This is a genomic window from Bradyrhizobium sacchari (assembly GCF_002068095.1).
GTDB lineage: Bacteria > Pseudomonadota > Alphaproteobacteria > Rhizobiales > Xanthobacteraceae > Bradyrhizobium > Bradyrhizobium sacchari.
The window spans coordinates 81,424-100,002 of sequence record NZ_LWIG01000069.1; the positions used below are offsets into that span (position 1 = coordinate 81,424).

An 18,579-nucleotide genomic window follows, 5' to 3' on the forward strand; every position below is an offset into this window, starting at 1 on the left:
AAAACAACCAATTTGTTTGTCCGGCGCAGGCGCAAACTCTCGCTTGCACCGAATCAGCGCCGCCTGAACTGGGACACAGTTTGCGGCAGCCCACCCTCTTCGCCGTATAGCGAACTGGGGCTTGTTTTGCCAAGCAAAACGCCTGCCAAACGCGAAGGTGTGTACACCTTCGCGTTTGCTGCGACCGCTAAGAGAAAATTAGCCCTGGCATGGCCCGGAAAAGTGCGAAGCGGTTTTCCGGAAAGACCATGCTCAAAGGTCAATCTGAAGCGCGACGACGGCCGCGCTTCAGGCCTGATCGAGGCCGTAGAGCGTATGCAGGGTGCGCACCGCCAGCTCGGTATAGGCGGTGTCGATCAACACCGAGAATTTGATCTCGGAGGTTGTAATGGCCCGGATGTTGATATTCCGCCCCGCGAGAGCCGAAAACGCCTGGGCGGCGACGCCGGCATGGCTGCGCATGCCGCTGCCGATCACCGAGATTTTCGCGACGTCGGTCGCGGTATCAAGCCGGGCATAGCCGATCCTGGCCTTGGCAGCGGTAATCGTGTCCTTGGCGCGGGTGTAGTCGGCCGCCGGGACCGTGAACGTCAGGTCGGTGGTCTTGCCGTCCTCGGAGACGTTCTGCACGATCATGTCGACGTTGATGTTGGCTTCCGCCAGCGGCCCGAAGATCGAGGCCGCAACGCCCGGCTTGTCTTCGATCTGGCGCACCGAGATCTGGGCCTCGTCCTTCGAAAAGGCGATGCCGGTGACGACGTGGTTTTCCATGATCTCCTCCTCGCCGCAGATCAGGGTGCCGGGCGGCTGGTTGGCATGCGGGTCGATATCCTCGGGCTTGTCGAAGCTCGATCGGACGAAGATCGGCATATTGTGGACCATGCCCAGTTCCACCGAGCGGACCTGGAGCACTTTCGCGCCCTGCGAGGCCAGTTCCAGCATGTCCTCGAATGCGATCTTGCCGAGCCTCTTGGCCTTCGGCACGATTCGCGGGTCGGTCGTATAGACGCCATCGACGTCGGTGTAGATGTCGCAGCGGTCCGCCTTGACGGCTGCGGCGACCGCCACGGCCGAGGTGTCCGAGCCGCCGCGGCCGAGCGTGGTGATGCGGCCCGTCTCGGCGTTGATGCCCTGGAAGCCGGCGATGACGGCGACCTCCTTGCGCTCCTGGAAGCGCTTGATGATCTCGCTGCCGTCGATGTCCTCGATCCGGGCCGAGGCATGGGCGTCGCTGGTCTTGATCGGGATTTGCCAGCCCTGCCAGGAGCGGGCCTGGATGCCCATGCTCTGCAGCACGATGGCCAGCAGGCCGGACGTCACCTGCTCGCCGGAGGCGACGACGGCGTCGTATTCGCGCGCGTCGTGCATCGGCGAGGCCTCGGTGCACCAGGCCACCAGCTCGTTGGTCTTGCCCGACATCGCCGAGACGACCACGGCCACCTCATGGCCGGCGTCGACCTCACGCTTGACGTGGCGTGCGACGTTGCGGATGCGTTCGATGTTGGCGACGGATGTGCCGCCGAATTTCATCACGAGGCGGCTCATGACGACGCGTGCATTCCCTCATAAGGATCAGTATGGTGACCCGCATTGGACGGGCCTCGCGGATACCGACCGCGCGTATACAGAGCGGCGGGGCCGGGGGCAAGCGGGTTCCTGCGGGGGCAGGTCCGGGGATAGTGGGTTAACCGAGATCATGGCGCGCTATATCGACGAGATCCTGCAGCCCGGCGAGCGGGTCCTGTATTCGACCAATGCGCACTGGATCTTCTATTTCCCGGCGATTGTGGCCTGGATCGTGGCGCTGGTCCTGTTCGTTCTGTCCCGGCAGGCCACCGCCGATGGGCTTGTCTTGCTTTGCCTCGTCGCTGCGGGCCTCGTGGCTCTGGCGGCCTTGTATTGGACCCTCAAGGGCTGGTTCCATCGCTTCACCACCGAGACCGACGTCACCAATCTGCGGGTTGTGCACAAGACCGGGTTCATCAAGCGCCGCACCTTCGAGATGGCGCTGGACAAGGTCGAGAGCGTCGACGTCGACCAGACCATCCTTGGACGTATTCTCAACTACGGCGACGTGACGATTCGCGGCGTCGGCGAGGGGATCGAGACGATCAAGACCATCGCCTCGCCGCTCGCTTTCCGTAGTTCGATCACCACGCGGTAGGACCGCGCGTAACCATGAGCATGCAGCAAAATACTTCCCTCTCCGCCCAGCCGGGCTCGACCGTCGATGCCGCCGAGATCGCGAAATTCTCAAAACTCTCGGCGGAGTGGTGGGACCCCAAGGGCAAGATGGCGCCGCTGCACCGGATCAACCCGCTGCGGCTCGGCTATATCCGCGACGCCGCCTGCCGCAAGTTCGAGCGCAACGTGCGCAGCCTCAACTGCCTCGGCGGTTTGCGCGTGCTGGACATCGGCTGCNGAGCCGCTGTCGCGGCTCGGCGCGCAGGTCATCGGCGTCGATCCCTCGCAGAGCAACATCGCCGCCGCCAAGATCCACGCCGACAAGGGCCATCTTGCGATCGACTATCGCTGCACCACGGTGGAGGAGATCGACCCGCGCGAGCGCTTCGACATCGTGCTGGCGATGGAGGTGGTCGAGCACGTCACCGACGTCGGCATGTTCCTGAAGCGCTGCGCCTCGATGCTGAAGCCGAACGGGCTGATGGTGGTCTCGACGCTGAACCGGAACTGGAAGAGCTTTGCGCTGGCCATCGTCGGTGCCGAATACGTCCTGCGCTGGCTGCCGCGCGGCACCCACGAATGGAACAAGTTCGTCACCCCCGACGAGCTGACCAAATACCTCCTCGACAATCGCCTCGTCATCACCGAACAGACCGGCGTCGTCTACTCGCCCTTCGCCGACAAATGGAGCCTCTCGTCCGACATGGACGTGAACTACATGGTGGTGGCCGAAGGAATGGTGTGAGAGGGCGCAGCTTGTAGGGCTCCGCTGCCTCACCACCAAAGGTGTCGTCCTGGCAAAAGCCAGGACCCATTACCCGAGGGAGAAGTTGTGGCGCGAAGCTCGTAACCACGAGTCTTCGCCAAACCGCTCCATGGGGTAATGGGTCCTGGATCGGCGCTTCGCTTGTCCAGGGCGACGGCGGAGTTTGTGGCGCGAGCATCGCTCCCATGACATCCCCGCGGTTGACCGCGCAGGGCGCAACTTGCAGGTTGCTCGCGAATTCTTTCCTGACCATCCACCCCCATGCTCACCGTCACCAGCCTCTGGATTCCCTTCACAATCATTGCTGCGCTCGGCCAGGTCGCGCGCAACGCGATGCAGCGGTCGTTGACGAAGCCGCTGGGGACCTGGGGCGCGACCAATATCCGCTTCCTGTTCGGCTTCCCGTTCTCGCTGCTGTTCCTCGCCGTGGTGCTGGTCGCGACCGGCGATCATATCGGGATGCCGCCGGTCGTGTTCTGGCCGTGGCTGCTGCTCGGGGCGCTCAGCCAGATCGTGGCCACCGGCCTGATGCTGCTCGCGATGAACGACCGCTCCTTCGTGGTGACGACGGCGTACCTGAAGACCGAGGCGATCCAGACCGCGATCTTCGGCTTCGTCTTCCTCGGCGACCACCTCACCTGGCTGAAGGTGCTGGCGATCGTGATCGCGACCGTCGGCGTCGTCATCACCGCGCTACGTCCCGGCGGCGAAAAGAGCTTTGCCGAGCTGAAGCCGTCCATCACTGGCCTCGTTGCGGCTGCGGCCTTCGCGCTGTCGGCGGTGGGTTTTCGCGGTGCCATCATCACGGTGCCGAACGTGTCGTTCGTGACGGCCTCGTCCTTCACGCTGGTGCTCGGCCTGTTCGTGCAGACGCTGGTGCTGACGATCTACCTGCTCTGGCGCGCGCCCGACGTGCTGCGCGGCATCCTCGGACTATGGCGGCCGTCGATGCTCGCCGGCTTCACCGGCGCCTTCGCCTCGCAATTCTGGTTCCTGGCCTTCGCGCTGACGGCCGCCGCCAATGTCCGCACGCTCGCGCTGATCGAGGTGCTGTTCGCGCAAGGCGTGGCCTACTACTCGTTCAAGCAGCCGATCGCGCCGCGCGAGCTTTTGGGCATCGTGCTGATCGTGATCGGCGTGGCGGTGCTGGTGGGGGCTTAGTTACGGTCTTCCGGAAGCGTCGGCAGCGGCGAGACCTCGATGCCTTCCTCGATCAGCGACTTCGCCTCTTCCGGCGAGGCCTCGCCGTAGATCGGGCGGTGCTCCTTGTCGCCGTAATGCATCGCGCGCGCTTCGTTCGCAAAACGCTCGCCGACATTGTCGGCGTTCTTGACGATGTGATCGCGCAATTCCTTCAATTTCGCGCGCAGCTCCTTCTCCTGCGCCATCAGCAGCGAGGTCGGCGCTGACGGCGTGGCCTCGGGCGCGGTCGCAGCCACGGGCTCCGGCGGCGGTGTCGCGCGCCCGCGGCCCTTCTTGCCGACGATGCGCGGCGCCATGATCGCCTTGTCGACCTTGGCCGATCCGCAGATCGGGCAGGTCACGAGCTTGCGCTTCACCTGAGAATCATAAGCCGACGAGCTCTGGAACCAGCTTTCGAATGCGTGGTTGCGGTCGCAGTGAAGTGCGTAGCGGATCATGCCGATCCCCGTACGAGGTGCAGATGGTCCGGCCCGGTCTTGGGATCGGCGACGCCGAAACGGCGGCCGTGCTGCAGCGATGGTATCGCCCGGCGCGCGGTCTCGACCTTGGCCGGATCAATCTTCGCCATGATGATGCCGGGCTCGACATCGCCCTCGGCGAGGATCTCGCCCCAGGGGTCGATGATCAGCGAGTGACCATAGGTCTCGCGCTTGTTCTCGTGGGTGCCTGCCTGTGCCGCGGCGAAGATGAAGCACCCGGTCTCGATCGCACGCGCACGCAGCAGCACGTGCCAATGCGCTTCGCCGGTCTTGCGGGTGAAGGCCGACGGTACCGTGATGAAGTAGGCGCCGCTCTCGGCGAGCGCACGGTACAGCGCGGGGAAGCGCACGTCGTAGCAGATCGTTAGGCCCACCCGGCCCCAGGGCAGGTCGGAGATCACGGCGGTCTCGCCCGGCTGATAGTTGGCGGATTCGCGATAGCTCTCGCCATCCGGCAGCTCGATGTCGAACATGTGGATCTTGTCGTAGCTCGCGAGCACATTGCCCTCGGGCCCGATCAGGAAGGAGCGGTTGACCGCTTTCTCCTCTGAGAATCGCAGGGCCAGCGAGCCGACATGGATGTGGATCTTCAATTCCGCCGCCAGCGCGCGGTAAGCCTTCAGCGAGGTGTCGTCCTCTTCGCTCTGCAGACGCTCGAACAGCGCCTTGCGGTTCAGCTGCATCATGTTGCTGACCTCGGGCGTCTGCACATAGTCGGCGCCGCCCGCCGCCGCCTGCCGGATCAGCCTGGTGGCCTGCGCGAGGCTGGGCTCCGGCATCAGGCCGGTGCGCATCTGCACCATCGCGGCGGTGAAGGTCCTGTTGTCGCTCATGATACCGCCTTCACGCTTTCGAGCATGCCGTCGAGCTTACCCTCGCGGTCGAGCGCGTAGAGGTCGTCGCAGCCGCCGACATGGGTGCCGCCGATCCAGATCTGCGGGAAGGTCGAGCCCTCGCCGGCGCGGTCGTACATTTCCTGGCGCCAGGACGGGTTCTTGGCGACGTCGAACTCGGCGAAGGCCGCCTTCTTGCGGGTCAGCAGGGACCTCGCAGCGGAACAATAGCCACAGCCCGGCCGGGTGTAGATTTCGACAGCAGCAGTCATCTCGTATGGCGCTTTCATGTCATGAATTCATTGAATTATATGGGACTTTACCTGACCTCCACAACCCGGGCGAACACCAGCACGTCGACCTGGGCTGCCTTGGCGCGGAGCAGGGCCCGCGCGCAGGCATCCAATGTCGCACCTGAGGTCAGGACGTCGTCGATCAGGACGACGCGGCGGCCCTGGACCTCGGCCTGACGGTCGGGAGATACCTGGAATGCGCCCTGCACATTGGTGGCGCGCTGGGCTCGCGACAGGCCGATCTGCTGCTCGGTGGCGCGCACCCGCCGCAGCACGTCGCCCCGCACCTTGACCCCGCTCTGCCGTTCGATGATGCGCGCCAGCGCGCCGGACTGGTTGTAGCGGCGGCGCCAGGCTCTTCGCCAGTGCAGGGGCACCGGCACCAACATGTCGGCGCCCGTCAGCAGCTCGCCGCCCGCGCGCGCCATCCAGCGGCCCATGGCCGGCGCCAGGTCGGTGCGGTCCTGGTATTTCAACGCATGCACCAGCGTGCGCGCGACATCGTCATAGCGCACCGCCGCGCGCGCCCGCTGGTAGGCCGGCGGGCTCGCGATCGCCTCCATCGACAGCATGTCGGGGCCGGGGTCATAGACGAAGGGAATGCCGAGCCGCGGACAATAGGGCCGTTCGATGAACGACAGCCGCGCCCAGCAGGAAGCGCAAACGCCTTCGCCGTCGACCGGCTCGCGGCAGGACACGCACAATGTCGGCAGCGCGATGTCGAGGGCGAGCCGTGCCGCACGCGCCAGCGCATCGCGGCCGGCTGTCCATGCGGCGCGGATCGGTGTGGTGATGAAACGGGAAGGGGCGGCGTCAGCTTCCATGAGGGGAAGCTAGCGTTCCCGTCGATGGCGCTCAAGCCACGCTCTCGTGCCCCGGACGCAGCGCAGCGCTTCTACAGCGGTGCGCTGCAGAGCCGGGGCCCATCTCACCGCGATTTGCCATGCACCCCCTGGGTCCCGGCTCCGCGCAGCAGCGGTAAAGAGCGCTGCGGCGCCTCCGGGGCACGAGAGTGATTGCCATGGCCAGCATGATCGGCGTAACCAGCGGCATGGCCCAGAACTCTCAAACCCCGCCCGCTCTATTTGATCGTGCCTTGCTGCACGCTCGGCAGCAGCGCGCGCAGGCGCAAGGCGCCGTGAGCTTCCTGCTTGACCGGGTCGCCGAGGACATGTCCGACCGCTTGGCGGCGGTGATGCGAGAGTTTCACGCCGCGGTCGATCTCTGGACGCCCGTTGACGGTCTGGCGGCGTTGCGCGCGCGGCTTCCCTCCAGCGAACGGAACGCGCTTGACGCGGCCGGCGCGGAGAAACTTCCTTTCGCACCAGAAAGCCTCGATCTCGTCGTCTCGGCGCTGGCGCTGCAATTCGTCAACGATCTGCCGGGTGTGCTCGCGCAGATCCGTCGCGCGCTGAAGCCGGACGGGCTCTTACTCGCCGCGATGATCGGCGGCGACAGTCTCACCGAGCTGCGGCAGGCATTTGCCGCGGCGGAAGCGGAGTGCGAGGGTGGCGTGTCGCCGCGCGTTGCGCCGTTCGCCGACCTGCGCGATATCGGCGCGCTTTTGCAGCGGGCGGGCTTCGCGCTGCCGGTCACCGATGTCGACCGGGTCGTGGTGCGCTATGGCAGTGCCTTCGCGTTGATGCAGGATCTCCGCCGCATGGGTGCGGCCAATGTGCTGGTCGAGCGCCGCCGCACACCAACGCGCCGCGCGACGCTGCTGCGCATGGCCGAGATCTATGCCGAGCGCTTTGCCGATGCCGACGGCCGCATCCGCGCGACGTTCGACATCATCTGGCTCTCGGGCTGGGCGCCGCATGCGAGCCAGCAGCAGCCGCTGAAACCGGGATCGGCGAAAGCGAGCCTGGCGGAGGCGGTGAAGAAGGCGGGGAAGGAGTGAGGCGTGTCCCGGACGCGCTGCAGCGCTCTTGCGCTGCTGCGCAGAGCCGGGACCCAGCCTACCGCTGGCGTGGGCCCCGGCTCAGCAGCGCACCGCTGAAGAAGCGCTGCGCTGCGTCCGGGGCACAGTGCAACTCACATCAACAAATCAATCAGATGCGGGATCAGCGGGATGTCTGCGGGCGGCATCGGGTAGTCGCGCAGTTTGTTGGCGCGGACCCAGGCGAGGTTCTGGCCTTCGCGTGGAGTGACCATCCCTTCCCAGCGCCGGCAGATATAGAGTGGCATCAACAGGTGGAAGGTCTCGTAGCCGTAGCTGGCAAAGGTCAGCGGCGCGAGGCACGGCTCGGCGACGGTGATGCCGAGCTCTTCATGCAACTCGCGGATCAGGCTCTGCTCCGGCCGCTCGCCGTGCTCGAGCTTGCCGCCGGGGAATTCCCACAGGCCCGCCAGTGTCTTGCCTTCCGGGCGCTGCGCGATCAGGACGCGCTTGTCGGCGTCGACCAGCGCGCAGGCCACCACGAGTGTCAGTTTGAGATCGGCCATGCCTGAAGTCGCTCGCTGTGTATGGTCCGTAACGGTTCTCGAGCCGCATAAACCTCCAGATTCCGGGTTCTCGCTTGGCGAGCCCCGGATTGACGTCTGCAAAGACTACGACCTGTAATCCCCGTTGATCGCCACATATTCCTTGGTGAGGTCGCAGGTCATGACGCGGTCGCGGCCCTTGCCGAGGCCGAGCGACACCTTGATCGCGATCTCCGGCGCCTTCATCGCTTCCGACACCTGCGCCTCGTCGTAGTCGGGATCGCGCGCGCCGCTCTTGGCGACGCGGATGCCGTTGAAGGAGATCGAGAGCTTGTCGCGATCGGCCGGCTCGCCGGCCTTGCCGACCGCCATCACCACGCGGCCCCAATTGGCGTCCTCGCCGGCGATCGCGGTCTTGACCAGCGGCGAGTTGGCGATCGACATCGCGATCTTGCGGGCGGAGGCCTTGGTCTTGGCGCCCTCGACGGTGATCTCGACCAGCTTGCGCGCGCCTTCGCCGTCGCGGGCGACCTGCTCGGAGAGGTTGGCAAGGGTCTGGTTGAAGGCCTTGACGAAGGCCTTCAGGCGCGGATCGCTGGCGCGGCTGATTTTTGGCGCGCCGTGCTCAGCGGCGGCACCGGTGGCAAAGGCCAGCAGCGTGTCCGAAGTGGACGTGTCGCCGTCGATCGTGACCGCATTGAACGTGTCCTCGACGCCGGCCTTGAGCAGCGCCTGCAGGGCAGCAGGCGCGATCGGCGCGTCGGTGAAGATGAAGGACAGCATCGTCGCCATGTCGGGGGCGATCATGCCGGCGCCCTTGGCCATGCCGTTGATGGTGACCTTGGCCTTGCCGAGCTTGACGGTCGCGGTCGCGACCTTCGGGAAGGTGTCGGTGGTCATGATTGCCTTTGCCGCGGCGAGATAGTCGCCGGGCTCGGCGGCTTCGGCGAGGCGGCCCAGCACGCCGTCGAACTTGCTGGCGTCCAGCGGCTCGCCGATCACGCCGGTCGAGGCCAGGAAGATCTCGCTTTCGCTGCAGCCGACCGCCTTGGCCGCGATCTTCGCGGTCAGCGCGGTGGAGGCGCGGCCGGTCTTGCCGGTGAAGGCGTTGGCATTGCCAGAATTGACCACCAGCGCGCGCGCCTTGCCGCCCTTCAGCTTGGCGCGGCACCATTCGACCGGAGCGGAGGGGCATTTCGACTTGGTGAAGACGCCGGCGACCGCCGTGCCCTTGTCCATCACCGCGAGCAGCACATCGGTGCGGTTCTTGTAGCGGATGCCGGCCTCGGCCGTCGCAAGGCGGATGCCCGCGATCACGGGCATGTCGGGAACGTTCTTCGGAGCAAGGGGAGAGACGGAGGAGGACATCGCGGGGCGCCTTGGTGAGGTCTGGATATGCAGATGGCCGGGCATTTGCCCGGCCATTGCGACGTTAGATACTATCGGCGTCCGTGAAGTGACAGCGAATTCTTACTTCTTCGCCGGCGGAGCCATCTTGCTGTCGGAGGGCTTGGCTGCGTCAGCGGGCTTCGCGTCCGCCGCCGGCTGGTCCAGCCGCTCGACCTTGGCCTCCGCGCGCAGCTTGGCGACGTAGTCGGCCTGGGCCTTGCGGGTGACGTAGTTCTCGATCTGCGCCTTGACCTGCTCGAAGTCCGGCGCCTTGCGGGCGCGCTTTTCCTCGACCTTGATGATGTGCCAGCCGAACTGAGACTTCACCGGCTCGGAGATCTTGCCCGGCTCGAGCGCGAAGGCCACGGCCGAGAATTCCGGCACCATCTGCTCCTTGGTGAAGAAGCCGAGGTCGCCGCCGTCGGCGGAGCCCGGATCCTTGGACTTCTTCTTGGCGAGCTCGGCGAAATCGGCGCCCTTGTCGAGCTCGGCCTTCACCGCCTTGGCCTCGTCCTCGGTCTCGACCAGGATGTGGCGGGCGCGCACCTCCTGCTCGCCGGTGATCTGCTTGGAGGCCTCCTCATAGACCTTCTTCATGGCGTCCGGGGTGGTGGCGGTCTTGCCCTCGTTGGCCAGCAGGCTGTCCATCAGCAGGCGGTTGCGAGCGAACGCCAGGCGCTTCTTGAACTCCTCGCTGTCGGCAACCTTCTTGTCCTCGGCGGCCTTGGACACGATTTTCATGTCGATCAGGAACGACAGGACGTTCTCGTCCTTGGTCGCCGGGTCCATCTGGGCGAGGCTCGGTCCGAGTTCCTCCTCGGCCATGGCAACGTCGCTCTTCTTGATTTCAGCGCCATTGACCTTCGCCAGCACCGGATCGTCGGCCGCCCGGAGCGGGCCCGCGAACGCCAGGGTCAGCGCCAGAGCGAGGCTGCCAGCCAGGGCGGACGCATGGCGGAAACGCTGGCCGGTGGTTACCGGGAACGAGGTGGTCATGGAAAATCCTTTTGTTGAAGCAGGGGGCTGCTCGAGCGGGGCGGACACTCGCCCAATCAGGGGGGCTTGGCAACGCGAAAAGTCTGTCAAAATGATGAATTAGCCGCAACGCGGCCGCCGTTGACAAGGCCCTGACCGGGCCATATCTCTGCCCGGTCGCGACCATGGCGATGGCGTTTATTTTGCTGCGTTTTTGGCCGTTGAACCCAGACTTGCAAAATTCCCACCCATATGGCGGATGACCCCCGCAGTTCGGGCTCTGATGCCATCAGGCGTCACGGTGAGTTGATAGGCAGGCGGGTGACAACTTCTTGGCTGCAACGCGGTTGAATCGCGAACACAGGAACTAGGCATGATCGGCGCGCTCGCCCGCAAGTTTTTCGGCTCCGCCAACGACCGGCGGGTGAAGGGATATCAGTCCCGCGTCAACGCGATCAACGCGCTGGAGCCCGAGCTCGTCAAACTCTCCGACGACGAGCTCAAGGCCCGCACCGCCGAGTTCAGGAAGCAGCTCGCCGAAGGCAAGACCCTCGACGACCTCCTGGTGCCCGCCTTCGCCACCGTGCGCGAGGCCGCCAAGCGCACGCTCGGCCAGCGCCATTTCGACGTCCAGCTGATCGGCGGCATGGTGCTGCACGAGGGCGACATCGCCGAGATGAAGACCGGTGAAGGAAAGACGCTGGTCGCAACGCTCGCGGTCTACCTCAATGCGCTCGCCGGCAAGGGCGTCCACGTCGTCACTGTCAACGATTACCTCGCCCGCCGCGACTCCGGCTGGATGGGCCAGATCTACGGCTTCCTCGGCATGACCACCGGCGTGATCGTGCACGGCCTCGACGATGCCGAGCGCAAGGCGGCCTATGCCTGCGACATCACCTACGGCACCAACAACGAATACGGCTTCGACTACTTACGCGACAACATGAAGTACCGGCTCGAGGACATGGTCCAGCGGCCGCACTTCTTCGCCATCGTCGACGAGGTCGACTCCATCCTGATCGACGAAGCGCGCACGCCGCTGATCATCTCCGGCCCGCTCGACGACCGCTCGGATTTCTACAACACCATCGACGGCTTCCTGCCCAAGCTCGACAAGACCGATTTCGAGGTCGACGAGAAGCAGCGCACGGTGACGCTGACCGAAGCCGGCATGGAGAAGATCGAGACGCTGCTGCGCGACGCCGGCCAGCTCAAGGGCGAGTCGCTCTACGACGTCGAGAACGTCTCCGTCGTGCACCACATCAACCAGGCGCTGCGCGCTCACACGCTGTTCACCCGCGACAAGGACTACATCGTCCGCGACGACGAGGTCGTCATCATCGACGAGTTCACCGGCCGCATGATGCCGGGCCGCCGCTATTCGGAAGGCCTGCACCAGGCGCTGGAGGCCAAGGAGCACGTCCAGGTCCAGCCCGAGAACCAGACGCTGGCCTCGATCACCTTCCAGAACTACTTCCGCATGTACGAGAAGCTTGCGGGCATGACCGGTACGGCCGCGACGGAAGCGGACGAACTGTTCGACATCTACAAGCTCGAGGTCGTGGAGATCCCGACCAATTTGTCGATCGCGCGCCTCGACGAGGACGACGAGGTCTACCGCACCCAGAAGGAAAAATACGCCGCCATCCTCGCCGAGATCGAGCGCGCCAATGCGCGGCTGCAGCCGGTGCTGGTCGGCACGGCCTCGATCGAGAAGTCGGAAGTGCTCGCCGAATTCCTCAAGGCGCACGGTTACAAGCAGATCGATTTCGGCAAGGAGAACGCGCTCGACAAGCTCTATGCCGCCGCCCGCGCCGGCAAGCCGTCGAAGCTGTTCGCGGTGCTGAACGCGCGCTTCCACGAGCAGGAAGCCTATATCGTCGCCGAAGCCGGCGTGCCCGGCGCGATCACGATCGCGACCAACATGGCCGGCCGCGGTACCGACATCAAGCTCGGCGGCTCGCTGGAGATGCGCATCCAGCAGGAGACCGCTGCGATCACCGACGAGGCCGAGAAGGCCAAGAAGATCGAGCAGATCAAGGCCGACATTGCGCATTTCCGCGACATCGTGCTGAAAGCGGAAGAAATCGTCGAGATCGAGCCGGCGAAGGGGTCCAAGCCCGCCAAGACCGTGAACAAGCCTGGCGGCCTCTACATCATCGGCTCCGAGCGCCACGAATCCCGCCGCATCGACAACCAGCTGCGCGGCCGTTCCGGCCGTCAGGGCGACCCTGGCCGGTCAAAATTCTTCCTGTCGCTGGAAGACGATCTGATGCGCATCTTCGGCTCGGATCGCCTCGACAGCATGCTCCAGCGTCTCGGCCTGCAGGAGGGCGAGGCGATCATCCATCCCTGGATCAACAAGGCGCTCGAGAAGGCGCAGCAGAAGGTCGAGGCCCGTAACTTCGACATCCGCAAGAACCTGCTCAAGTTCGACAACGTCCAGAACGACCAGCGCAAGGTGATCTTCGACCAGCGCGTCGACCTGATGAAGGACGACAGCGTCGCCGAGACCGTTGCCGACATGCGTCACGCCTTCATCGACGACCTCGTCGCCAAGCACGTGCCCGAGCATGCCTATGCCGAGCAGTGGGACGTCGCGGGGCTGAAGGAGGAATTGAAGCGCGTGCTCGATCTCGACCTGCCGGTCGACGAATGGGCCAAGGAAGAGGGCATCGCCGACGAGGAGCTGCTCACGCGCATCGAGACCAAGGCCGACGAGCACATGGCGGCCAAGGTCGCGCAATGGGGTCCCGACGTGATGCGTTACGTCGAGAAGACCATTTTGCTGCAGACGCTCGACCATCTCTGGCGCGAGCATCTGATCATGCTCGACCATCTGCGCCAGGTCATTGGCCTGCGCGGTTACGGCCAGCGCGATCCGTTGCAGGAGTACAAGACCGAGGCCTTCAATCTCTTCCAGGAGATGAGCGCGCATCTGCGCGAGGCCGTCACCGCCCAGCTGATGCGCGTCGAGATCGTCCCGCCGGAGCAGGAAGCACCCATCCTGCCGCCGATGGAAGCACACAAGTTCGACCCCAACACCGGCGAGGACGAGATGGCCCTCGCCAGCGTCACGCTCGGCGCGCAGGCCACCGACGCCGCCCTGCGCGATCCGAAGAACCCCTCCAGCTGGGGCAAGGTCGGCCGCAACGAGGATTGCCCCTGCGGCTCGGGCAAGAAGTACAAGCACTGCCACGGGCGGTATGCGTAAGGCGAAGTACGCCTGAGGCGCGAAGCTCGCGCCTCAGCTTCCGCCGTCGTCGCCCGGCTTGACCGGGCGACCCAGTACGCCGCGGCCTCTCGGCTCAATCACATCCTTCTCTGGAATACTGGATCGCCCGATTAAATCGGGCGATGACGGTCGTGCGCGTGGCGCACGGTTCGGCCCGACAAGGTCGTGCTGGCGAAAGCCGGGACCGATTACCCCAAGGCGAAGTTGTCGCGTGAAGCTGGCGGCCGCGAGATCATCTTGGTCAGCGTCGGATGATTGAGCAGCACGGCGTCATGCCCGCGCAAGCGGGCGATGACAACTGATTGTAGAGCGGGAGCGAAGGTCGAGCGCCCCTTACTTCACCGCCCCGAAGCGGCTGTCGAACGAGTTCGACGACACCACCGGCGCGGCGCCCGCCATCTGCCCGCTGTCACCCGCACCATCGTTCACCGACGGCTTCAGCGCCGGTCGCGTCTGGGCGAGCCGGGTGTCGGGCTGCTTCGGCGGCTCGGCGGGNCGCCGGCTTCGGCACATCCTTCGCGGCGTCCTTGGATGTGTCGCGGCCAGGCACGAACCTCGTCACGGCGGCCTTCAGCCGCGATGCCGCGGTCGGCGGCGTGGTGGACGTTGTGGGCGGGGCCACCGACGCGGTCGCCTGCGGCGGCGGAGGCGTGGTGGTCGCCGTGGTGTCGGCGCTACTGAAGCCCATCTTGCGGCCGAGATTCGAGAAGAAGCCGCCGGATTTCTCGGCCGGCTGAGCCGCGGCGACGCGGGTGCTCGCGGCGGGCGCGCTGACGGCGACAACCGGCTCTTCCTGCGGCGCAGGCGCGGTCGCAACCGCGTCGAGATTCGGCTTGGGCGGATTGACGTGTCCGGGGATCGTGCCTGGCGCCTTCGCCATCGCCAGCATTTGCAACGTGGTGCCTTCGGCGCCTTCCGACAGGCCGGTCGAGCCTTCCGGAATCTTGGCGGCGAAGATCTTGTTCATGCCGCCATCGATGCCGGTGTTCATGCGCGCCACCGGCGTACCCTTGGCGACCAGCTTGGCGTATTCGGCTTCATCGCGCGCCTGCTTCTCGCGCACGGCGCTGGCGACGTCCTCGGGGATCACATAGGCCGGGCATTTTGCCGAGGCGTCGAACACCGGATCGCGCTTGGCGTCGGCAGGCTTCGTCGCATCGAAGACGTATTTCTTCTCGCAGAAATCGACCTTCGGCTCCTGCCGCGTCACCTCGAAATGATCATAGCCTTCCTTGATCATCTTCCAGAAGGCCATGTTCGGATTGTTCCGGTGCTTGGCCATGTTCACCGGCGTCATCTTGAACGGATAGGCCTGGAGCTGGAACGCCTTCTGGCCGCCGAAGAAGGATTCGCGGCCGAGCGAATAGATCTCCGCGATCTGCTCGTCCGTCATCGCGTAACAGCCGCGCGACGAGCAGTCGCCATGCACCATCAGCTGCGAGCCGGTGCGGCCCAGCGCCTTGTCGAACGCGTTCGGGTAGCCGGTGTTGAAGGAGAGGTAATAGGCCGACTGCGGATTCATCTGGCTCGGATTGATCGAATAGAATCCTTCCGGCGCCTGGCGGTCGCCTTCGCGCACCTTGGGGCCGAGATCACCCGACCAGCGGCAGATCGGATAGGTCTTGAGCAGCGCGAACTGGCCGTTGCGGGTCTGCTTCCAGACCTCGAGCTCGGCCTCCTGTTTGAACAAGCGCACCAGGATCGGCGATTGCAGGTCCATGTCCTTCTCGACCATCGCGGCGAGAAGTTTTGGCGGCACCGGCTGGTTGGCCTTGGCGTTGGTCGCGAGCGAGACCTGATCGGTATCGCAGCCGGACAGCATGACGCCGGCCGTCATCAGCGCAACCGAAGCCAAGAGCGCGCGAGCAAGCGAACGAGAAATCAAGATGGACCCCACACCGTGCCGGGCAGAGAGCGCGAACCCCAATTCTTTTGGCGCATGATCCGACCGGAAAACCACCCGCCATGGCGGGCTCGTTCAGACCACGCTCCAGCGCTTATGCCCTGAAGCCATTGATTAAAATTCTAACCTCTGGGTCATGTGGTCGCAACCCGAGCGGGGATCACGAGGGCGTTGGCCCAGTGGCATGGTCAACAGAGACTAAATGGACGCGACTTTGGGCCTTACTTGGGCTTTTCGGCCCAATCCGGACTGAGATCGCCGATTTGGGCAAAAAAAGGGTTAACGCGGGGTTACCGGGGGTGAAAAGCCGAATTAGCCCAGTTTCCGGCCGATCTCCAGGAATTTCTGCCGCCGCTGCTTGCGGATGGCGTCGCCGTCGAGGCCTTTGAGCTCGTCGAAGGCCTTGGCGATGGCGTCCCCGGTGGTCGCGATCATGGCGGCGGGGTCGCGGTGGGCGCCGCCGACCGGCTCCTTCAGGATGCTGTCGATCACCCCGAAGCGGAGCATGTCCTGGGCGGTGATCTTCATGTTGTTGGCGGCTTCCTGCGCCTTGGTGCCGTCGCGCCAGAGGATGGAGGACGCCGCTTCCGGGGAGATCACGCTGTAGATGGCGTGCTCCAGCATCAGCACCTTGTTGGCGGTGGTGATGGCGATGGCGCCGCCGGACATGCCCTCGCCGGTGATGATGGCGACGTTGGGCACGGTCAGCGCCATGCAGGCATCGGTCGAGCGCGCGATGGCCTCGGCTTGTCCCCGCTCCTCGGCGCCGATGCCGGGATAGGCGCCGGCGGAATCGGCGAGCGAGAGCACCGGCAGGCCGAACCGCTCGGCCATTTCCATCAGCCGCACGCATTTGCGATAGCCCTCGGGCCGCGCCATGCCGAAATTGTGCCGGATGCGGCTCTCGGTGGAATCGCCCTTCTCCTGGCCCATCACGCAGATCGGCTCGCCGCGGAAGCGGCCGAAGCCGGCGACCAGCGCCTCGTCCTCGCCGAACTTGCGGTCGCCGGCGAGCGGGGTGAATTCGGTGATCAGGCCCTTGATGAAGTCGTTGAAATGCGGCCGTTGCGGATGCCGCGCCACCAGCGTCTTCTGCCATGGCGTCAGGTTCGTATAGAGGTCCGCCAGCGCCTGCGCCGCCTTGTCCTCGATCCGGCCGATCTCGTCGCTGATGTCGGTGCCGGAGGCGGCGAGCGCGCGCAATTCGTCGACCTTGGAGTCGAGCTCGGCGACGGGCTTTTCGAAGTCGAGATAGCTGCGCATCTGGTCTTGCATCAACTCAATATAGGGGGACGGGGCGAGAGAAGCGAAGCGAGGTTGGGGCCGCGGAAAGAAGTGTAGCTTCTTCAACGAGTTGGCTTGTGCACTGGTCGCAGTCGGCCAAATCAGTCGTGAAGCCCCGGCTCTTTCTGCGGAGATGTGGTCGAAGTCAAGGCGGTTTCATCGTCCCGGTTGAGCTCCCGTGTCCCGGACGCTCTACAGCGCTGCTGCGCAGAGCCGGGACCCAAGCGGCCTGGGCCCCGGCTCTGCGGCGCACCGTTTCACGCTGCGCCGCAGAGCCGGGGGCACGAGACCCGATTACTTCTCCGCCAGCGGGTGCAGGTCGCGCACCAGGCTCTTCAGCCGCTCCTCGACCACATGGGTGTAGATCTGCGTGGTCGAGATGTCGGTGTGACCCAACAGCGTCTGCACGATGCGCAAATCGGCGCCGTTGTGGAGCAGATGGCTGGCGAAGGCATGGCGCAGCACGTGGGGAGAGACCAGCCGGGCCTGCAGGCCCGAGGCGACCGCGAGCTCCTTGAGGTCGCGGGCAAAGTGCTGGCGCGTCAGATGTCCGCTCTCGCCGAAGGAGGGGAACAGCCATTTTGAGGCGGCGAGGCTGTCTTTCTTCTTCTCGGTTTTCGCGGCTTCCGTCGCGGCGAGGTAGTCCGCCATCGCCTGCCGTGAGGCCTCGTTGAGCGGCACCAGGCGTTCCTTGTTGCCCTTGCCGCGCACCACGATCATGCGCGCATCGCGCTTCGCCGCCGAGCGCGGCAGCGCCACCAATTCGGAGACGCGCAGCCCTGTGGCGTAGAGTACCTCGAGCAGGCAATAAAGCCGCAACGCCCGCAGTCGTTTCGACGCCGAGGCATCTTCCGCCTCGCTCAATTCCTTGGCGCGGCGAAGCATGCGGTCGACATCGGCGATCGACAGCACCTTCGGCAGGCCGCGGCCGCGTTTCGGACCGGACAGGATCGCGGCGGGATCGTCGGTGCGGATCCGCTCGTTCAGCAGGAAGCGGTAGAGATGCCGCATCGCCGACAGGCGGCGCGCGACACTGGTGGATTTGAAGCCGCGGGCGTCGAGATCGGCGAGATAGTCGCGCAGGACTTGCGTCTCCGCGTCCGCAAAACTGTGGCCGACCCGGCCCAAAAACTCCGAGAAATCGGTGAGGTCGCGGCGGTAGGCATCGAGCGTATTGGGGCCGGCGCCCTGTTCCGCCGCGAGCATGTCGAGGAACAGGCCGGTGAGCTTGCTGTCGGAGGGCTTTGCGCGCATGCCCCGGAGCCTAGCTGCTATTTCTTGAGAAACTTATCCGGCGGGATCGTCACCGTCATTTCCCGCGGCTTGGGGCTCACGAAGTTCGCCAGCGCGAAAATCACGCCATAGACGATGCCGGCGATCACGGCGACGACCGTCAGGAAGCGGAACAGGCTGGGCATCGGTCTGGGGTCTCTGCAGGGGACTTGATACTGGACTTGATAGTGGGCTTGGCGGGCAAATTAACCAATGAAATCATCCAACATGTTCGCCGTTTCGTGGCAAGAGTCCACTGGCGAGGGTCCTTGCGGGGTCGTATAGGTGGCCAAACCGTGCCGCCTTTGGCGGCAGATCGAGTGAGATCCAGAAAGCGAG

The 18,579-nt window shown here is 65.1% G+C and carries 15 protein-coding genes and 3 pseudogenes; 6 read left to right on the forward strand and 12 right to left on the reverse strand.

Translation table 11 applies throughout. From position 1 onward, the window contains the following. Window positions 1-288: 288 nt before the first annotated feature. Window positions 289-1,545 carry an aspartate kinase gene (locus tag A5906_RS39990; RefSeq protein ID WP_080140549.1) on the reverse strand — a complete coding sequence of 419 codons (1,257 nt, stop codon included), beginning with the start codon at window positions 1,543-1,545 and terminating at the stop codon, window positions 289-291. A 151-nt stretch (window positions 1,546-1,696) separates the two neighbouring features. On the opposite strand from A5906_RS39990, the gene A5906_RS39995 reads away from it, so the two are divergent. The 4 genes and pseudogenes from A5906_RS39995 (at window position 1,697) to A5906_RS40005 (ending at window position 4,111) form a co-directional block, all read left to right on the forward strand. Further along, a complete protein-coding gene (locus A5906_RS39995; protein ID WP_080140550.1) occupies window positions 1,697-2,164 on the forward strand; it encodes a PH domain-containing protein in 468 nt (155 codons plus the stop codon). 14 nt (window positions 2,165-2,178) lie between these two features. Next, window positions 2,179-2,421: pseudogene (locus A5906_RS45880) on the forward strand (bifunctional 2-polyprenyl-6-hydroxyphenol methylase/3-demethylubiquinol 3-O-methyltransferase UbiG); the annotation flags it as partial. Window position 2,422: 1 nt separating this feature from the next. Beyond that, window positions 2,423-2,929: pseudogene (gene ubiG / locus A5906_RS40000) on the forward strand (bifunctional 2-polyprenyl-6-hydroxyphenol methylase/3-demethylubiquinol 3-O-methyltransferase UbiG); the annotation flags it as partial. 282 nt (window positions 2,930-3,211) lie between these two features. Then, window positions 3,212-4,111: an EamA family transporter gene (locus A5906_RS40005; protein WP_080140551.1), complete on the forward strand. Its 900-nt coding sequence runs from the start codon at window positions 3,212-3,214 to the stop codon at window positions 4,109-4,111. Here A5906_RS40005 and A5906_RS40010 read toward each other — a convergent pair. From A5906_RS40010 to A5906_RS40025, 4 genes are read right to left on the reverse strand one after another with little or no spacing between them, the layout of a single operon-like run. Then, a complete protein-coding gene (locus A5906_RS40010) occupies window positions 4,108-4,590 on the reverse strand; it encodes a DUF1178 family protein (RefSeq protein ID WP_080140552.1) in 483 nt (160 codons plus the stop codon). The genes A5906_RS40005 and A5906_RS40010 overlap by 4 nt on opposite strands. Then, window positions 4,587-5,465, reverse strand: a complete 879-nt coding sequence (locus tag A5906_RS40015) for a carbon-nitrogen hydrolase family protein (RefSeq protein ID WP_080140553.1) — start codon at window positions 5,463-5,465, stop codon at window positions 4,587-4,589. The genes A5906_RS40010 and A5906_RS40015 overlap by 4 nt, the downstream gene beginning before the upstream one ends. Beyond that, window positions 5,462-5,737: a glutaredoxin 3 gene (gene grxC, locus A5906_RS40020; RefSeq protein WP_080140692.1), complete on the reverse strand. Its 276-nt coding sequence runs from the start codon at window positions 5,735-5,737 to the stop codon at window positions 5,462-5,464. Before grxC ends, A5906_RS40015 begins: the two co-directional genes overlap by 4 nt. A gap of 47 nt (window positions 5,738-5,784) precedes the next feature. Continuing rightward, entirely contained in the window at window positions 5,785-6,582 is a 798-nt protein-coding gene (locus A5906_RS40025; protein WP_080140554.1) for a ComF family protein, read from the reverse strand. Between the two features lie 206 nt (window positions 6,583-6,788). On the opposite strand from A5906_RS40025, the gene A5906_RS40030 reads away from it, so the two are divergent. Next, window positions 6,789-7,658, forward strand: coding sequence for a methyltransferase domain-containing protein (locus tag A5906_RS40030; protein ID WP_167523715.1), 870 nt, complete (start codon window positions 6,789-6,791; stop codon window positions 7,656-7,658). A gap of 134 nt (window positions 7,659-7,792) precedes the next feature. On the opposite strand, the gene A5906_RS40035 is transcribed toward A5906_RS40030, so the two are convergent. From A5906_RS40035 to A5906_RS40045, 3 genes are all read right to left on the reverse strand, one after another. Continuing rightward, window positions 7,793-8,203 carry a (deoxy)nucleoside triphosphate pyrophosphohydrolase gene (locus A5906_RS40035; RefSeq protein ID WP_080140555.1) on the reverse strand — a complete coding sequence of 137 codons (411 nt, stop codon included), beginning with the start codon at window positions 8,201-8,203 and terminating at the stop codon, window positions 7,793-7,795. 105 nt (window positions 8,204-8,308) lie between these two features. Then, a complete protein-coding gene (gene argJ, locus A5906_RS40040; RefSeq protein ID WP_080140556.1) occupies window positions 8,309-9,550 on the reverse strand; it encodes a bifunctional glutamate N-acetyltransferase/amino-acid acetyltransferase ArgJ in 1,242 nt (413 codons plus the stop codon). Between the two features lie 102 nt (window positions 9,551-9,652). Further along, window positions 9,653-10,567, reverse strand: coding sequence for a peptidylprolyl isomerase (locus tag A5906_RS40045; RefSeq protein ID WP_080140557.1), 915 nt, complete (start codon window positions 10,565-10,567; stop codon window positions 9,653-9,655). A 352-nt stretch (window positions 10,568-10,919) separates the two neighbouring features. Between A5906_RS40045 and secA the strand changes: the two genes are divergently transcribed. Next, on the forward strand, window positions 10,920-13,760 hold the full coding sequence (gene secA / locus A5906_RS40050; RefSeq protein WP_080140558.1) for a preprotein translocase subunit SecA: 2,841 nt from the start codon (window positions 10,920-10,922) through the stop codon (window positions 13,758-13,760). A 517-nt stretch (window positions 13,761-14,277) separates the two neighbouring features. Here the strand turns inward: secA and A5906_RS45885 are convergent. From A5906_RS45885 to A5906_RS40070, 4 genes and pseudogenes are all read right to left on the reverse strand, one after another. After that, window positions 14,278-15,666, reverse strand: a pseudogene (locus tag A5906_RS45885) (L,D-transpeptidase family protein); the annotation flags it as partial. A gap of 330 nt (window positions 15,667-15,996) precedes the next feature. Next, window positions 15,997-16,959: an acetyl-CoA carboxylase carboxyltransferase subunit alpha gene (locus A5906_RS40060; RefSeq protein ID WP_080140559.1), complete on the reverse strand. Its 963-nt coding sequence runs from the start codon at window positions 16,957-16,959 to the stop codon at window positions 15,997-15,999. Window positions 16,960-17,262: 303 nt separating this feature from the next. After that, window positions 17,263-18,222 carry a site-specific tyrosine recombinase XerD gene (gene xerD, locus A5906_RS40065; protein WP_080140560.1) on the reverse strand — a complete coding sequence of 320 codons (960 nt, stop codon included), beginning with the start codon at window positions 18,220-18,222 and terminating at the stop codon, window positions 17,263-17,265. A 17-nt stretch (window positions 18,223-18,239) separates the two neighbouring features. Continuing rightward, window positions 18,240-18,386 carry a histidine kinase gene (locus tag A5906_RS40070; RefSeq protein ID WP_080140561.1) on the reverse strand — a complete coding sequence of 49 codons (147 nt, stop codon included), beginning with the start codon at window positions 18,384-18,386 and terminating at the stop codon, window positions 18,240-18,242. Window positions 18,387-18,579: the final 193 nt, after the last annotated feature.

What these genes read in the sequence shown, in the direction of transcription:
- A5906_RS39990 (WP_080140549.1), bottom strand. Translation starts at nt 1,545, where the DNA reads ATGAGCCGCCTCGTGATGAAATTCGGCGGCACATCCGTCGCCAACATC.
- A5906_RS40015 (WP_080140553.1), bottom strand. Translation starts at nt 5,465, where the DNA reads ATGAGCGACAACAGGACCTTCACCGCCGCGATGGTGCAGATGCGCACC.
- A5906_RS39995 (WP_080140550.1), top strand. Translation starts at nt 1,697, where the DNA reads ATGGCGCGCTATATCGACGAGATCCTGCAGCCCGGCGAGCGGGTCCTG.
- A5906_RS40030 (WP_167523715.1), top strand. Translation starts at nt 6,789, where the DNA reads ATGATCGGCGTAACCAGCGGCATGGCCCAGAACTCTCAAACCCCGCCC.
- secA (WP_080140558.1), top strand. Translation starts at nt 10,920, where the DNA reads ATGATCGGCGCGCTCGCCCGCAAGTTTTTCGGCTCCGCCAACGACCGG.
- A5906_RS40070 (WP_080140561.1), bottom strand. Translation starts at nt 18,386, where the DNA reads ATGCCCAGCCTGTTCCGCTTCCTGACGGTCGTCGCCGTGATCGCCGGC.
- A5906_RS40060 (WP_080140559.1), bottom strand. Translation starts at nt 16,959, where the DNA reads ATGCAAGACCAGATGCGCAGCTATCTCGACTTCGAAAAGCCCGTCGCC.
- xerD (WP_080140560.1), bottom strand. Translation starts at nt 18,222, where the DNA reads ATGCGCGCAAAGCCCTCCGACAGCAAGCTCACCGGCCTGTTCCTCGAC.
- A5906_RS40005 (WP_080140551.1), top strand. Translation starts at nt 3,212, where the DNA reads ATGCTCACCGTCACCAGCCTCTGGATTCCCTTCACAATCATTGCTGCG.
- A5906_RS40045 (WP_080140557.1), bottom strand. Translation starts at nt 10,567, where the DNA reads ATGACCACCTCGTTCCCGGTAACCACCGGCCAGCGTTTCCGCCATGCG.
- A5906_RS40010 (WP_080140552.1), bottom strand. Translation starts at nt 4,590, where the DNA reads ATGATCCGCTACGCACTTCACTGCGACCGCAACCACGCATTCGAAAGC.
- grxC (WP_080140692.1), bottom strand. Translation starts at nt 5,737, where the DNA reads ATGACTGCTGCTGTCGAAATCTACACCCGGCCGGGCTGTGGCTATTGT.
- A5906_RS40025 (WP_080140554.1), bottom strand. Translation starts at nt 6,582, where the DNA reads ATGGAAGCTGACGCCGCCCCTTCCCGTTTCATCACCACACCGATCCGC.
- argJ (WP_080140556.1), bottom strand. Translation starts at nt 9,550, where the DNA reads ATGTCCTCCTCCGTCTCTCCCCTTGCTCCGAAGAACGTTCCCGACATG.
- A5906_RS40035 (WP_080140555.1), bottom strand. Translation starts at nt 8,203, where the DNA reads ATGGCCGATCTCAAACTGACACTCGTGGTGGCCTGCGCGCTGGTCGAC.